Source organism: Micromonospora marina (genome assembly GCF_900091565.1).
Classification (GTDB): Bacteria; Actinomycetota; Actinomycetes; order Mycobacteriales; family Micromonosporaceae; genus Micromonospora; species Micromonospora marina.
Genome location: NZ_FMCV01000007.1, coordinates 64,338 through 79,410 on the forward strand (window position 1 = coordinate 64,338; position 15,073 = coordinate 79,410).

Consider the following 15,073-nt stretch of genomic DNA (forward strand, 5'->3'; position numbering starts at 1 on the left):
GAGTCTGATGGATCGCCGGCGCCACAGTTGAAACCCCTGGCCGGATTACGGCGGCTGGCCGATCGGACGCCGCCGCGGCGCGAACGCTTCGTCGACCTGCTGCGCGCTATCGCGATCACCGCCGTGGTGCTCGGGCACTGGCTGGTCACCGTCGTCGGGTACCAGGACGGACAGCTGACCGGCCGGTCGGCGCTGCCGGACCTGCGCTGGGCGTATCCGCTCACCTGGCTCGTGCAGGTCATGCCGGTGTTCTTCCTCGTCGGGGGCTACGCCAACGCCGCCTCGCTCACCTCCGCCCGCCGCAAGGGCCGGCGCGCAGGGGACTGGCTGGTGCACCGCGCAGCCCGGCTGGTGCGCCCCACCACCGCCCTCGTCGTCGTCCTCGCCGCCGGCGCCGGGATCGCCCGGCTGCTCGACACCGACGGGTCGCGCACCCGGCTGGTGGTGTGGTTCGCCGCGATCCCCCTGTGGTTCCTGGCGGTCTATCTCATCGTCGTCGCACTCACCCCCGTGATGTGGGTCCTGCACCGGCGGTACGGCATCGCCGTACCCGCCGTCCTGCTCGTCCTGGTCGCCGCCGGCGACCTCGCCCGCCTTCACGGCGACGAGGCCTGGGGCAACGGCAGCTTCCTGTTCGGTTGGCTGGCCATCCACCAGATCGGCTTCTTCTGGCGTGACGACCGCCTACCCACCCGCCGCCGGGTCCAGTGGGCCGTGCTGGCCGGTGGCGCGACCGTTCTGCTGCTGCTCACCGTGCCCGGCCCGTACCCGATCAGCATGATCAACGTGCCGGGTGAGCGGCTGCACAACATGTCCCCGCCCAGTCTCGCGCTGATCGCCCTGTTCACCTGCCAACTCGCCGTCGCGCTCCTGGTCCGCCGCCGGGCCGAACGGTGGCTGCGCCGCACCCGCCCGTGGATGGCGGTCATCGCCGTCAACGCCGTCGTCCTCACCGTCTTCCTGTGGCACATCACCGCCGCGATCCTGCTCACCGCCGTCCTGCACACCCTCGGCGTCCTGCCCGCCCCGGCCGCCGGAAGCGCCGCGTGGTTCGCCTGGCGGCTGCCCTGGCTGGCCATGCTCACCGCCGTCCTGGCCGCCCTCGTCGCCGTCTTCGGCGCCATCGAGACACGCGGCACCCGAACACCACGCCACCGCCCCCGCCTGCTCCCCACCCCCGCGGCCGACCTGCTGGCCCGGCCGGCACCCCGCCTGGTCCTCGCGGTCACCGGGCTCGCCGCCGTGGCCTTCGGGCTGCTCGACAACAGCCTGCTGCCCCGCACCCGGCCCGCCCCGCTCGGGTTCCCCACCGTCGCCCTGGCCGCCTACCTCGCTGGCGCGCTCCTGCTCCGCGTGCTGCGCTCCGTGCCCGCGCCGTCGCCGGACGCTCGCCACCCCTCGGCAGGGTGACGGTGGGCGACGCCGCTCGTGGCTGTTCCAGCCACGGCTCGTCCCGCTTCGGTCCGGGTCCGCCGTCCGGACCCCTCCCCGCCCATATGGACGCCGCCTCGACGGCCCTCGGGATCGATGTCCGATCGGCATGAACCCCGCGACTTCTGTCTTCGACCGCATACCGGATCGCTGGCAGGGTCGAGTCCTGTCCCGGCCGGCACCGTCCAGTGCCCGGTCACACAGAGACGAGGAGTGACGATGGCTTTTCCGACACGCCGCCTGGTGGCCGTGGCGGCAGTGGTGTCGGTGGCCGCCTGCGGTCCCGCCGGTGCCGCCGACCAGCCGACGCGGGACGGCTCGGCTGCGGCCGCCACGTCGTCCGCACCCGACCGGGGGCAGGCGTTCCGGCTACTGGAGGAGAAGTTCGACGCGCGGCTCGGGGTCTACGCGATCGACACCGGCACCGGCCGCACCGTCGCGTACCGGCCCGACGAGCGGTTCGCGTACGCCTCGACCTACAAGGCGCTGGCCGCCGCCGAGATCCTGGACGAGACCACCGACACCGAACTGGACCGGGTGGTGCGCTACTCGGCGGACGATCTGGTGACCTACTCGCCGATCACGGAGCAGCACGTCGCCACGGGCATGACGCTGCGCGCCATCACGGACGCCGCCGTCCGGTACAGCGACAACACCGCCGCCAATCTGATGTTGCGTCACCTCGGCGGACCGCAGCGGTTCGAGAGGGAGCTACGCGGGATCGGCGACAAGGTCACCGATCCGGAGCGCTACGAGACCGAGCTCAACGAGGCCAGGCCGGGTGACCGGCGGGACACCAGCACCCCGCGGGCGCTGGCCGGATCCTTGCGGGCGTACACCGTGGGTGACGCCCTCGAACCCCCGGACCGCGCCACCCTCAACGACTGGCTGCGGCGGAACACCACAGGCGGCGCGCTGATCCGCGCCGGTGTTCCCGACGGCTGGGTCGTCGGGGACAAGACCGGGTCCGGCGGGTACGGAACCCGTAACGACATCGCGGTGATCTGGCCGCCGGACCGCGCGCCGATCGTCCTCGCGGTGCTGTCCAGCCGCGACGAGAAGGACGCCGACTACGACGACGCGCTCATCGCCGAGGCGACCCGGGTGGTGACGGCCGGCTGGTGACCGGGGCTCGGTAACCACTCGCCCCGCTCCCTGTGCGTCGAGGTGACCTGGACGTCGCCGGCAGGACCGGCAGAGAACTCGGCCTCGACGGCGGTCAACCCCACCAGGGCAGGGTGCCGGTCCGCAGGTAGTCGTGCAGGCTCCGGGCGACCTGCCCCATCGTCGCCTCGCTGCCGGGCTGGGTGGCGGCGGGCACCCGGGAGGCGGTCAGCGCGGCGACGGCGTACGACTGCCCGTCGGCATGCTCCACCACACCCACCTCGTGGCGCAGGTGCAGCAGGGTGCCGGTCTTGGACGACCAGCGGGAGGCGTCCGAGGCGAAGTCGGGGGCGAGCCGCTGCCGGTGCAGGTTGTCGCCCATCAGGGCGCGTACCCGCTCGGCGGTGCTCGACAGGATCGTCGACGGCCGCCAGAGCGCGTGCATCAGGTCGGCGAAAGCCCGGGCCGATCCGGCGTTGGCGCGGGTGACGTCGAGTTGGGCGACGGGGTGCCCCTGTCCGGGGGTCGCCGCGCCGATGGCGAGGGAATGGGCCAGGTGCACGTCGGCGGGGCCGAGACGTTCCGCCGGTGTGTCGGCGAGGACGCCGGCCCGGTGCCGGACGGCGATGCCGTCGAGGCGTAGTCGCCGCAGTTCGGCGGCGACCGTGGCCGGCGGGACGAGGTCGAACAGAGCGTCGGCGGCGACCGAGTCACTGATGCAGGTGCTCAGGTAGAGCAGGTCGTCCACGGCGATCCGTGCCGGGTGACGGAAGCGGCTCAGCCCGGTCGGGCCGGGTGTGGCGATCCGGCCGGGCTCGACGTCGACAGGTGTCGCCGGATCGAGTTTCCCGCGCCCGACCCGTTCCAGCACGGCGACCGCCAGCGGCACCTTCACCAGCGACGCCGCCGGGTACGGGGTCTCCGTGTCGAACCCGATCTCCGCGCCGGTGTCGAGGTTGCGGACGAGGAAGGCACCGTGCAGTCCGGCCTCTTCGAGCAGGTCCTGGGCGTGGCGTACCACGGCGGCGGCGCTCACGTCGGATCTCCGGTGGCGGGGTTGCCGGGCGGGGAGGCATCGGTCGCCCCCGAGTGGCCGTCGGAGGCGCCCAGGCATCGTGCGATGTCCGCGTACAGGATCGTCCTGAGCTGATCGAGGTCCTCGCGCACGCCGGCAACCACGTCGTAGCCTCGCTGGAGGCGTGGGCCGGCGACGGGCCGCCAGTGCAGGTCGTACTCCTCGGCCTGTTGCCGGGAGCAGAGCAGCAGGTCGGGGGAGCCGAGAGCCGCCGCCGCGGCGTCGACCACCGACGACGCGACAGTCACCTGGGCCGGTGCCAGCCCGGCCGCCTGGCCGGCACGGGTCAGTGGGTCCCGCAGGTGCGCGACGTCGTCCTCGGGCTGGATCAGGATCCGCCGGCGTGCCTGCGTGCGGGCCCGGCCGCCGCGCAACGTCTCCAGGAACACCGCCGGCGCCGGGAACGGGGTCCGGGCGGCCAGCCCGAGCGGCACCCGCCAGGCCGCCGACGCCGCCGGAACGGCCACGATTCCGCCCCCCACCTCCAGGGTCCGGCAGAGCCGGGCACGCTCCTGCGGGCCGGCCGGCCGTACCTCCAGCTGGACCTGCTGCCGCCGCGCCGCCACGACCAGGTCGGCGAGGCGGCGCGTTGGGCAGATCTCGGGTACGGCGACGCGCAGCGGACGTAACCGGGCCCGCTCGGCGTCGTCGACCATCGCATCGGTGAGATCGACCAGGCGGCGCGCCGACGGCAGCATGTCCTGCCCGAACGACGTCAACCGGACCGCGCGGGACGACCGGTCGAACAGCCGGGCCCCGAAGTATTCCTCCAGGGCGGCGATGCGGCGACTGGCGACGGACTGCGGGATGCCCGCGGCGGCGGCGCCGGAGGTGAAGCTGCCGTGACCGCTGACCGCGACGAAGGCCCGGCAGGCGGCGACCACATCCACCCACTGAACCTATACCGGGGGCGCACTGACGATCGACGCTCTCGTGAGCCGACCACCGCCGGCCGACGCCGGCGGGAGATCTCTCCTTCGGGGCCCGGCGCGGAGAGCACCGGGGGCCCGGCGCGGAGGGCGATCCTCCGCGCCGGGCCCTGGGTCCGGTTCGGTCAGGCGGCGCAGGTGGCTGTCGCGCCCTGGCCGGTGCCGGTGCCCTGGAAACCGAAGTTGGTCGTCTGGCCGGCCCCGACCTGCCCGTTGTAGCCCACGTTCGTGAACCGGACGGTGCCCCTGGTGCCGCTGGCCTGGGCGTTCCAGATGCCGGTGATCGCGGCGCCGCCGGGCAGCGCGACGGTCACGGTCCAGCCGTTGATGGCCGCGGAGCCGGCGGTGACGTTCACGCTCGCGGTGAAACCGCCGTTCCACTGGTTGATCGCGACCGCCGCCGAGCAGCCGTTGCCGGTCGGCGGCGGCGTGGTCGGGGGCGCCGTGGTGGGCGGCGCGGTCGTCGGCGGCGCCGTGGTCGGCGGCGCGGTCGTCGGCGGGTTGGTCGTCGGCGGCGCGGTGGTGGGCGGGTTGGGCGCGCCGCTGGCGAGGCTGAAGGCCAGGTCCGGCTGGAACGATCCGGCCGTGTAGCGGCAGCCGTCCGCCTCACCCGGCGGCTTCACCCACAGGTACGCGTCGATGTTGGCGTCGCCGGTGTTCGTCGTCGGGAACTGCCCGATGCGCCGGTCGGTGTTGTCGTCGGCGCACCAGTCCCCCGCGGCTCCCCCGTTGCGGCTGGTGTCGATGACCTGGCGCTTGCCGGAGATGCCCATGCCGTTGAGCGCGGAGATGACCGCCCGGCCGAAGCTCGCCTCGCTGGAGGTGGGGTTGAAGTTCGACACGTTGGTGAAGAAACCGTCGGCGTACTGCACGCCGGCCGCCCGGAGCCGGTTGGCCGTGTCGTTGGCGCTGTTCCAGGTGGAGTGACCGCCGTCGAGGTAGACCTTGGCGTTCGGGTTCGCCGACTTGATGGTCTGCGTCGCCGTCGTGAGCGCCTGGTTGCGCGCGCTGAGCTCGCTGGGGCTCAGGCAGGTCTGGAGCGCGAGCGAGTCGGTCTCCAGGATGATCAGGACGGTCTGGTTGCCGAGTCCTCTGGCGAAGTTGGACACCCAGGTCTGGTACTGGTTGAGGTCCGGCGCCCCACCGGCACTGGCGCCGCCGCAGTCCCGGTTGGGGATCTCGTACACCGACAGCACCGGGATCTGCTGCGCCGCGTTGGCGGCGCCGACGAACCCGGAGACCTCGGACTGGATGGTCGACGGGTTGAAGTTGGCGTACCAGCGGGCCTGCGGCTGGCTGGCGATCTTGTCGCGGATGACGGCGGCGCGCGAGTCGCCGGGGTTGGCGGCGACCCAGCGGACGACCGCCGAACCCGGGTCGCGGTAGAGCGATCCGGACACGGTGCCGGCGGACGCGCCGCCGACGGCGAAGCAGACGCCGGCCGCGGCGAGGCCCGCGACGGCCGCCGTGCTGATGGCCGCTGATCTGCGACGGGACGAGAGGATAGCCACGTTGTGTTTCCTCCTAATCACATAGATGTATCTAAGTTCATGGGAGCGTTCCCACGACGGTAGCGGAGGCGGGCGTCGATGCCAAGATGTGAACGGCGTCAACCGGTACACCGCGCGGCGGGCGCGCGGCCCTCCCCGTAATCTGGCGATCGCCACCGGGCGAGGGCCCGCAGGCCGACCGGCGAAGCCGGCGTGGGAGGAGGACCAGGCATGACGGCACTACCAGGTCAGCGTCCGACCACGGCGATTTCGCCGGCCGCCGGACGGCCCGCGGACGAGGATCTGCGGACGCTGTTCGGGCAGTCCATCGCCGTCTTCGCGGCGCTCGCCGGGCCGACGCACGTGGTGGAGACGGCAAACCCCGCGTTCTTCGCCGCGATCGGTGAGGAACGCGCACGCACCGGGGTCCCGCTCGCCGAGTTGATGCCGGAACTCGACGGCCAGGGCTTCATCGCCCTGCTGGACGAGGTCTACCGCACGGGTGAGTCCTACACCGGCCACGACGCCCGGGTCGTGCTGGGCACCGGATCGCAGGCGCGCGAAACGTTCTTCGACTTCACCTACGAGGCGCGCCGCGACGCCGCCGGCACGGTGACCGGCATCCGCGTGATCGGGGTGGAGACCACCCAGGTCAAGCACGCCCAGCGGTTGATGGCCGAACACCGCGCCATGGTGGAGCAGATCGCCCGTCAGGCGCCCCTGACCGAGGTGCTCGAAGGGATGGCCCGCTGCATCGAGAATCTCGCCCCGCAGGAGGTGCTCGTCTCCGTCCTGCTCGCCGACGCCGACGGCCGGCACCTGCGCCACGGCGCCGCGCCGAGCCTGCCCGACTTCTACAACGAGGCCATCGACGGGATCGCCACCGGCGAGGGTGTCGGCTCGTGCGGCACCGCGGCGCACCGGCGGGAACCGGTCGTCGTCACCGACATCGCCACCGACCCGTTCTGGGCCGACTTCCGCGATCTGGCCGCGCGGGCCGGGCTGGCCGCCTGCTGGTCCACGCCGATCCTGGCCCGGGACGGCAGCCTGCTCGGCACGTTCGCCATGTACCACCGCACGCCGCGCGTCCCGCGGGACACCGACCTGGCCTTCGCCCGGGTCTTCACCGGCACCGCCGCGCTGGCCATCGAACGCCACCACATCGAGGAGGCCAAGGCCGCCGCGGACGCCCGCGCCCGAGCCGCCCACGACGAGCTGGCCCGGGTGGTGCGGGCGGAGCGGGAACTACGGGCCGAGGCGGAGCAGCGCGCCGCCGCCGCCGCGGAACTCACCGCCCGGCTACGTGCCGCCGCCGCCGCGCAGGCCGCCTCCCCCCGCCCCGGGCAGTGTCAGCTCGGCGGCAGCGACGGCTGCGCCGCCACCGCCGAGATCAAGGTCGCCGACTCGTGGGGCGACTCGGCGTGGGGCTGCCCGGTCCATGTCGAGGAGGTCATCATCAACGTCCGCTCGGTCTTCATCGCCAGCGAGGAGCTGGGCGGCCTGGCCGCCTACCTCAACCGCTGACCGCCCGACCACACCCCCGGACGGGAGTGTCGCGGGCCGGTGCGCCGCCGGCGGACCTGCGCGGCCGGGTCCGGCGCCGGGGCGAAGGCCTAACGCCGGGCGGGCTCGCCGGCCGGCTCGCGAGCGGGGTGCGCCGCGGTGAACGGGCTCCGCAGGCGCGTCATGGATTCGGCGCTGATGTCCGCGATCGGACTGCGCTCGTCGTCGGTGGCCCCGGCCCCTTCCACACGGAAGGGGTTCGGGACGAACGTGTCGTCGGGCACGAGGTGCTCCAAGGGGTTCTGCACGGCGGCGCTCGACTCGGTCGTCGCGGCGGGGAGACCGTGGGAGAGGAAAGGGGCAGCGATCAGTCGGTACCCCGCTTCGACAGCCTAGTACGGCAGCCGCCGTTTGAGGTCTTGCTGGCGAACCGGAGTGGACCGCGGTCTTGACCAGGATCGGTACTCGCATACCGCGCAGCTACCCGCCAGCCGCGAACCAACCTGCGGTCGGATTCGGGGCCGTGGTCGCCGGAGCACTCGGCGCCGTCAGCCGCCCGGCCGAGAGGTGACGCGACGTCACGCCGCCGGCAGGTCCACCACCCGGGTGGCCCAGCGCTTCATCAGCGCCGGGTCGTGGGTGATGACCAGGACGCCGGCGCCCTGCCGGCGCTGGTAGTCGGTGACGACGGCGGCGACGTGCGCCTGGGTGGAGGCGTCGAGCATCGCGGTGGCCTCGTCGCAGAGCAGGTAGTCCGGCCGGTGGACCAGGGCGCGGGCGAGGCACGCGCGTTGCAGCTGCCCGTCGCTGACCGCGTGCGGGCGGCGGGTCAGCAGGTCGGGGGTCAGTCCGACCAGGTCGGCCAGCTCCGCCGTACGGGCGGCGGCCTGCTCACGCGGTGTGCCGGTGGCGCGCAGCGGCTCGGCGATGACGTCGGCGAGGCTGAGCCGCGGATCGGTGGCGGCGCGCGGGCTCTGGAACAGGATCGCGACGCGGGTGCGCAGTTGCGCCGGCAGGCGGTGGCGGACGCCGCCCAGCGGTTCCCCGTCGATCGTGACGTGACCGCTGTCCGGGGCGTGCAGCAGGGCGAGGACGCGGGCGAGCGTGGACTTGCCGCTGCCCGAGGGCCCGCGCAGTCCGACCGTCTCGCCGGGGGCGACGTGCAGGTCGACCCGGTCGAGGACGCGCTGCCCGCCGTACGCGACGCAGACCTGGTGCGCGGCGAGCCCGCCGGCCGGTGCGGCGCCCGGGGCAACGGCGTCGGCCGCGCCGGGAACCGTGGCCGTCATGCCGGTGCCTCCTCACGCAGCGGGTGGTGACAGGCGACCCGGCCGGTGCCGTCGGCGGCGAGGCGGGGCAGGGTGCCGCAGGCGTCGGTGGCGCGGGCGCAGCGCGGGGCGAAGGCACAGCCGCCGGGCAGGTCGGTGAGCCTGGGCGGGTGCCCGGGCACCGGAACGAAGGCACGGTCGGGCAGGGCATCGAGCAGACCGGCGGTGTACGGGTGGGCCGGATCGTCGAACAGCGCCTCGGCCGGACGGTGTTCGACGATGCGGCTGGCGTACATCACGGCGACGGTGTCCGCGACGCGGCGCGCGGCGGCGAGGTCGTGCGTGATGAGCAGGACGGCGGCGCCGGTGTCGCAGCGGCGGCGCAGCAGGTCCAGCGTGTGGTCGACCAGCGGCCGGTCCAGGCCGGTGGTGGGTTCGTCGGCGAGCAGCACCGGCGGGTCTGGCGCGAGCGCGAGCGCGGTGGCGAGCCGCTGGGCCATGCCGCCGGACATCTCGTGCGGGTACCGGTCCAGGTCGGCCGGGTCGAAACCCACGTCGGCGGCGATCCGGACGGCGGCGGCGGGCGCGTCGCGACGGGTGTGCCCGTGGGCGCGCAGCGTCTCCTCCAGCAGCCTCCGCCCGGTCCGCACCGGGGTGAGCGCGGTGGCGGGGCTCTGCGGGACGAGGCCGACGCCCCGCCCGCGTACATGCCGGGCGAGGTGCCGCTCCCCCGCGCCGATCAGGTCGGCCTCCCGGCGTCCCGGCGCGTGCAGGCGGGCCCGTCCGGTGACCGTGGCGTTGCCCGGCAGCAGGCCGAGCAGGGCGTGCGCGAGGACGGACTTGCCGCACCCGGACTCACCGACCACCGCCAGCAGCTCGCCGGGCCGCAGTGTGAGGCTCAGATCGGTGACGGCGTGCACGACCGCGTCGCGCAGCCGGAAGCGGACGGTCAGCCCGTCGACGGCCAGCAGCGGCGAGGTGAGAGCGGTACCGGCGGGCAGCGCGGTGGTGGTCACAGTTGCAGCTCCGCTCGTACGCGCGGGTCGAGGCGGTCGCGCCAGCGGCCGGTGAGCACGGCGAGTGCCAGCGTGGCGGTCACGAGCAGGAGACCGGGGACGATGCTGGCCCACCAGGCGCCGGTGAGCAGCGACCGCTGCCCGTCGTTGATCATGTTGCCGATCGAGGCGAGGTGCGGGGGCAGGCCGAGGCCGAGGAAGGACAGCGCCGTCTCGTGCCAGACGGCGTGCGGCACCATGAGCGTGGTCGCCAGCGCCAGTCGCGGCAGCACGTGCGGCAGCAGGTGCCGGGTGAGCACCCGGACGCGCCCGGCGCCGCCGGCGATCGCGGCGTCGACGAACGGCCGGTTGCGCAGGCTGAGCAGTTCCGAGCGGACGATCCGGGCGGTGGACAGCCAGTGCGTCAACGCGATGGAGGCGATCACCGCGCCCAGGCCGGGGCGCAGCATCGCCACGACGAAGATGCCCAGCAGCAGGTGCGGCAGCGCCGCGACGGTGTCCACGACGCGCATGAGCGCCCGGTCGACCCAGCCGCCGACGCTGCCGGCGACGGCGCCGACCACGCCACCGATGACGGCGGCGACGAGCGCGGCGACCGCGCCGACGAGCAGCGAGACGCGCAGGCCGTAGAGGCTGCGCAACGCCACGTCGCGGCCGAGGTCGTCGGTGCCGGCCAGGTGCTCCGGCGAGGGCGCGAGCCGGGTACGGGAGAGGTCCACTGCACTCTGGTCCAGCGGCCACAGGACCGGGGCCAGCAGCGCGGCGGCGACGACACCGCCGAGCACGACGACGGCGACCATCGTGCCGGCGCTGCCGGTACGGCGCAGGCGCCGGACGCGCGCGGGAAGGGCGAGATCAGTCATCGAGGCGTACCCGGGGGTCGGCGGCGGCGTAGGCGAGGTCGGTGAGCAGGTTCGCGGTCAGGACCACGACGGTGGTGGCCAGGGTCGTGGCCGCGAGCAGCGGGAAGTCGGCGCCCAGCGCGGCCTCGACGGTGACCGCGCCGAGGCCGGGCAGGGAGAACACGGTCTCCACCAGCACCGCGCCGCCGACGAGTTCGGGCAGGTGCGTGCCCACCAGCGTGAGGAACGGCAGCAGCGCGGTACGCAGGGCGTGCCCGAACAGGACGACCCGGCCCGGCAGCCCTCGGGCGCGGGCGGCCAGGACGTGGTCGTCGCGCAGACTCTCGGCGACCGCGTCGCGGACGAACAACACGAACCACGGCGCCTGGGAGATCGCCAGCACGGTCACCGGAAGCACCAGGTGCCGGGCCACGTCAAACGGGTCGGTACCGGTGGCGGTGATGTCGGTGAGCCCGCCGGCGGGCAGCCAGCCGAGGCTGAGGGCGAACACGGCGATGGCCGCGAGGCCGATCCAGAACACGGGCATGGACTGCACGGCGTACGCGACGGACCGCAGCGCCCGGTCGAACCAGCCTCCGCGCCGGTACGCGGCCAGCGTGCCCAGCAACACGCTCGCCACCAGCACCAGGGCCAGCGCGGTGCCGACGAGCAGCAGCGTCCAGCCGGCCCGCGCCGCGAGCACCGAGGTGACCGGCTCGTGCCGGCTCGTCGACCAGCCGAGGTCGCCGCGCAGCAGGTTGCCGATCCAGCGGGCGTACTGCACGGGCAGCGGGTCGTCGACGCCCCAGTTGGCACGGATCTGCGCGAGGTTCTCCTCGCTGGTGGTGAACGCCGCCGCGCCCGCGTACTGCTGGGCCGGGTCGATCGGGGAGGCGGCGCCGAGCGCGAACATGCCCATGCTGGTCGCGGCCAGCACCGGTACGGCCACCAGCAGCCGCCGCCGGACCACCGCGCCCGCCCCGGCCAGCCGCCGCCGGCCGGTCGCGGGCGCCGTCACGACTTCTTCGTCCACGTGTGCACGTTCCACCAGACGCTGTTGGCGACGTCGTGCTCGTGCGGCTCGACCCGCGGCGTCACACCGGTCACGGTGTCCTTCAGCACGTACGTGTGCTGGAGGTAGGTGAGGAACACCCACGGCACGTCGGCGGCGAGCTGCTGCTGGAACGTGGCGTACGCGGCCTTGCGGGCGGCCGGGTCGGCGCTGTCCCGGCCCTTCTGCAACGCGGCGTCGGTGACCGCGGACCGGTACGAGCCGGGGTTGAAGAAGCCCTGGCCGGCGAAGGCCGAGCTGAACAGCTTGTAGGAGACGAAATCCGGATCGTACGGCGTGCCGTAGCCCATGATCAGGGCGTCGTTCTTCATCCGCGGGGTGATCGCGTCCCAGGTCAGGCCCTCCGGCGTGACAGTGATGCCGACCTTCTTCGCGTCCGCGGTGACGGCCAGGGCCAGTTCCTTGCGCAAACTGTCGGTGGCCGGGTACATGAGCGTGAACGCGGCCGGCCGTCCATCCTTGACCCGGATCCCGTCCGGGCCGGGCTTCCACCCGGCGGCGTCCAGCACGGCGGTCGCCGCGGCGGTGTCGGCGGCGGGCTCGCCGGCGACGGACGGATCGGCGTACGGCGACGTGGGCGGCACCGGCCCGAACGCGGGCTCCCCGGCACCGCCGAGCACGCCGGTCACCATGGCCTGCCGGTCCACGGCGGCGTTCAGCGCCGTGCGGATCGCGAGGTCACCGGTGACCGGGTTGCCCATCGGCAGCATGACGCCCCGGTAGTCGGCGGTCGGCACCTTGTGCACCCGGTAGCCGTTGCGGCTCTCGAACCCGGACGCGAGCTTCGGGGCCAGTTCCGCGGCGTCGAACTCGCCGGCGCGCATCCGCTGGGCCCGTACGTTGTCGTCGGCGACGAACGCCACCACCACGCCGGAGTTCGCCGGCTCGCCGCCCCAGTACTTCTCGTTCGCGGCGAGCACCAGCCGGTCACCCGGGGTCCAGGAGGTCACCCGGTACGGGCCGGTGCCGACCGGCTTACGGTTGAAGGCGGCCTTGTTGACGTCCTGCCCGGCGAACGCCTTCGCCGGAACGATCCCGAGCGCCAGCCGTTGCAGGAACGGCGCGTACGCGTACTTGAGGGTGAACACCACTGTCGCCGGGTCGGGCGCGGTGACGGAGGCGAGCATGTCCAGATCGGAGCGCAGCGTCGAGTCGACAGCCGGGTCCAGCACCGCCTGGTAGGTGAACACCACATCCGGCGCGGTGAGCGGGCTGCCGTCGTGGAACAGCACGCCCTCGCGCAGCCTGGCGGTGACCGTCTTCCCGTCCGCCGAGACGGTCGGCAGCTCACGGGCCAGGGCCGGCACCAGTTCGTTGCGGACGTCCCGGGCGACCAGCCCGTCGAAGATCAGCGAAGCGCCGTCGACGCCGTAGTTGAGCACCGGGTTGAGGGTGTCCGGCTCCCCGGCGGTGGCGACCACCAGCGTTGCGGCGTTGTCCGTGCCGCTGGTCGACGCGGTGGGCGATGAGCAGCCCGCGGCGGCGAGCAGGGCGGCGGCAAGCACCGCGGCAACGCGTACGGGCTTGATTCTGATCGCCACCGGCAACCCCTCGAACACTCGTCGGCGGGTGGCAGTAGGGCGGGCGCTCCGGCGAGGATCGATCATCGCGTGCCCGAGCGCCCACTACCACCACTATTCTGCAGTTGCCAACTATATGCAATAAGGGGGACCGATGGCCCGCCGGCCCCGGCGTCGCTCGCGAGGCGGCCGCGCCGCGAGCTGAATATGCTCACGAGGTGGAGGACAGCGAGCAGGCGGTGCTGGCCGGGATCCTGCAGTCGGCCGAGAACGCCGCACCCGTGGAGGCGGTCGAGGCCGTCACCGGCGTCATCGCCACAGCGCTGAACGCGCTCGGCATCGCGCTGCTGATCGCCGACCTCAGCGGCCGTGCGCTGGTCCGGCTGACCCACCGGCCGGCCGGCGGCGGTCCCGGCCGGCGCCACGACGAGGAGGAAGCCGAGGTTCTCCCGTTCGACGGCGGTCCCCACGAACGCGCCCTCCGGCAGCAGGCCCCCGAGGTCGTCCCCGGCGACGGCACGTGGACCGTGCTCGCGCCGGTCACCGACCGCGGCGAGGCGATCGGCCTGCTGGAGGTCGACCTGCCCGACGAGCCGGACGGCGACGTCGTGAACTGGGTCGCCCGCACCGCCCACGCGCTGGCGTTCGTGGTCATCGCCAACCGCCGGCACACCGACCTGTTCGAGTGGGGACAGCGCACCACCCCGTTCACCCTCTCCGCCGAGATCCAGCGCCGCCTGCTGCCCGCCTCGTTCACCTGCGAGGCCGGCGCCTTCGCCCTCTCCGGCTGGCTGGAACCCGCCGCGAGCGTCGGCGGTGACACGTTCGACTACAGCCTGGCCCGGGACCTGCTGCACCTCAGCGTCACCGACGCGATGGGCCACGGCGTGGCGAGCGCGCTCACCGCCACCCTCGGCGTGGGCAGCCTGCGCAACACCCGTCGGCGTGGCGCCGGCCTGGTCGCCCAGGCCGAGGAGGCCAACCGGGCCGTCGCGGAACACGCCAACGTACGCGGCGCGTACGTCACCGCCGTGCTGGGCCGGATCGACCTCACCACGGGCCGCTGCGAACTGCTGAACGCCGGGCACGTCCCGCCGATACTGGTCCGGGACGGCCGCGTCGTACCGGTGGCGCTGCCGGGCAACTTCCCGTTCGGGATGTTCCCCGAGGAGAGCTACCGCAGCGGGGAGGTGCCACTGCTGCCCGGCGACCGGCTGGTGGTGGTCACCGACGGCATGCGCGAGCGCAACGCCGCCGACCTCGACCTGCCCGCCGCGCTGCTCCGCCTGGCGCACCTGCATCCCCGCGAGGCGGTCCGGGCGCTGTCCGACGCGGTGCTGGAGATCGCCGGGCCGGCGCTGACCGACGACGCCACGCTGCTCGTCGTCGACTGGTACGGCGACCACGGGCCGCGGCGCAGCACCGCCGGCGCCGACACCGCCCGCGTCAGTCCGGACGAGGAGCGCTCAGCGAACGTCCGCCGGTGAGCCCTCCTCGGCGTCCCGCACGGTGCCGAAGAGCGGGATGACGCGGTCCACCGAGGTGATCGAGAAGACGTTGCGGATCGACTGGCGGACGACGGCCAGGCCGAGCCAGCCGTCACGCTCCCGCAGGTTCTTGTAGACGAGCACCAGCGCGCCCAGGCCGCTGGAGTCCACGAACCCGACCTGGGTCAGGTCGACGACCACCGTCCGGGCGCCGGTCTCCACCACGTCGAGCAGCCGGTCACGCAGCCGCGGCGCGGTGGCCATGTCCAGATCACCGGCGACCTCGATCACGGGGCCGACGCGCCCCTGCCTGGTCGTCACCGAGAACTCCACCAC

14 protein-coding genes are annotated in these 15,073 nt (G+C 73.7%); 4 read left to right on the plus strand and 10 right to left on the minus strand.

The annotated features are described in order from the left end of the window. Positions 1 to 36 precede the first annotated feature (36 nt). Together GA0070215_RS11240 and bla are read left to right on the plus strand one after the other, a co-directional pair. Positions 37 to 1,410, plus strand: a complete 1,374-nt coding sequence (locus GA0070215_RS11240; RefSeq protein ID WP_091045206.1) for an acyltransferase family protein — start codon at positions 37 to 39, stop codon at positions 1,408 to 1,410. Between the two features lie 240 nt (positions 1,411 to 1,650). Further along, entirely contained in the window at positions 1,651 to 2,556 is a 906-nt protein-coding gene (gene bla, locus GA0070215_RS11245; RefSeq protein ID WP_091045211.1) for a class A beta-lactamase, read from the plus strand. Positions 2,557 to 2,650: 94 nt separating this feature from the next. Here the strand turns inward: bla and GA0070215_RS11250 are convergent, their stop codons facing one another. From GA0070215_RS11250 to GA0070215_RS11260, 3 genes are all read right to left on the minus strand, one after another. After that, positions 2,651 to 3,571: a serine hydrolase gene (locus tag GA0070215_RS11250; RefSeq protein WP_091044971.1), complete on the minus strand. Its 921-nt coding sequence runs from the start codon at positions 3,569 to 3,571 to the stop codon at positions 2,651 to 2,653. Beyond that, the gene (locus GA0070215_RS11255) at positions 3,568 to 4,500 is read right to left on the minus strand and encodes a LysR family transcriptional regulator (RefSeq protein ID WP_244166958.1); all 933 of its coding nucleotides are present in this window, start codon (positions 4,498 to 4,500) and stop codon (positions 3,568 to 3,570) included. The genes GA0070215_RS11250 and GA0070215_RS11255 overlap by 4 nt, the downstream gene beginning before the upstream one ends. A 164-nt stretch (positions 4,501 to 4,664) precedes the next feature. After that, positions 4,665 to 6,050: a glycoside hydrolase family 6 protein gene (locus GA0070215_RS11260; RefSeq protein ID WP_018785793.1), complete on the minus strand. Its 1,386-nt coding sequence runs from the start codon at positions 6,048 to 6,050 to the stop codon at positions 4,665 to 4,667. Between the two features lie 210 nt (positions 6,051 to 6,260). On the opposite strand from GA0070215_RS11260, the gene GA0070215_RS11265 reads away from it, so the two are divergent. Continuing rightward, complete coding sequence (locus tag GA0070215_RS11265) at positions 6,261 to 7,553, plus strand: GAF domain-containing protein (RefSeq protein ID WP_018785792.1); 1,293 nt, start codon at positions 6,261 to 6,263, stop codon at positions 7,551 to 7,553. An 89-nt stretch (positions 7,554 to 7,642) separates the two neighbouring features. Here the strand turns inward: GA0070215_RS11265 and GA0070215_RS11270 are convergent, their stop codons facing one another. The 6 genes from GA0070215_RS11270 to GA0070215_RS11295 all read right to left on the minus strand — a co-directional run bounded on the left by GA0070215_RS11270 (position 7,643) and on the right by GA0070215_RS11295 (position 13,271). Beyond that, entirely contained in the window at positions 7,643 to 7,816 is a 174-nt protein-coding gene (locus tag GA0070215_RS11270) for a hypothetical protein (protein ID WP_231394757.1), read from the minus strand. A 294-nt stretch (positions 7,817 to 8,110) separates the two neighbouring features. Further along, a complete protein-coding gene (locus GA0070215_RS11275; RefSeq protein WP_018785790.1) occupies positions 8,111 to 8,821 on the minus strand; it encodes an ABC transporter ATP-binding protein in 711 nt (236 codons plus the stop codon). Continuing rightward, the gene (locus GA0070215_RS11280) at positions 8,818 to 9,816 is read right to left on the minus strand and encodes an ABC transporter ATP-binding protein (protein WP_018785789.1); all 999 of its coding nucleotides are present in this window, start codon (positions 9,814 to 9,816) and stop codon (positions 8,818 to 8,820) included. Before GA0070215_RS11280 ends, GA0070215_RS11275 begins: the two co-directional genes overlap by 4 nt. Then, positions 9,813 to 10,679 carry an ABC transporter permease gene (locus tag GA0070215_RS11285; RefSeq protein ID WP_018785788.1) on the minus strand — a complete coding sequence of 289 codons (867 nt, stop codon included), beginning with the start codon at positions 10,677 to 10,679 and terminating at the stop codon, positions 9,813 to 9,815. Before GA0070215_RS11285 ends, GA0070215_RS11280 begins: the two co-directional genes overlap by 4 nt. Beyond that, positions 10,672 to 11,691, minus strand: coding sequence for an ABC transporter permease (locus tag GA0070215_RS11290; RefSeq protein ID WP_231394756.1), 1,020 nt, complete (start codon positions 11,689 to 11,691; stop codon positions 10,672 to 10,674). The genes GA0070215_RS11285 and GA0070215_RS11290 overlap by 8 nt, the downstream gene beginning before the upstream one ends. Next, entirely contained in the window at positions 11,673 to 13,271 is a 1,599-nt protein-coding gene (locus GA0070215_RS11295; protein ID WP_091045221.1) for an ABC transporter substrate-binding protein, read from the minus strand. The genes GA0070215_RS11290 and GA0070215_RS11295 overlap by 19 nt, the downstream gene beginning before the upstream one ends. A 197-nt stretch (positions 13,272 to 13,468) precedes the next feature. On the opposite strand from GA0070215_RS11295, the gene GA0070215_RS11300 reads away from it, so the two are divergent. Further along, positions 13,469 to 14,737 (plus strand): PP2C family protein-serine/threonine phosphatase, encoded by a 1,269-nt coding sequence (locus GA0070215_RS11300; RefSeq protein WP_091044984.1) that lies wholly within the window; start codon positions 13,469 to 13,471, stop codon positions 14,735 to 14,737. On the opposite strand, the gene GA0070215_RS11305 is transcribed toward GA0070215_RS11300, so the two are convergent. Continuing rightward, positions 14,717 to 15,058 carry an STAS domain-containing protein gene (locus GA0070215_RS11305; protein WP_231394755.1) on the minus strand — a complete coding sequence of 114 codons (342 nt, stop codon included), beginning with the start codon at positions 15,056 to 15,058 and terminating at the stop codon, positions 14,717 to 14,719. The genes GA0070215_RS11300 and GA0070215_RS11305 overlap by 21 nt on opposite strands. Positions 15,059 to 15,073 lie beyond the last annotated feature (15 nt).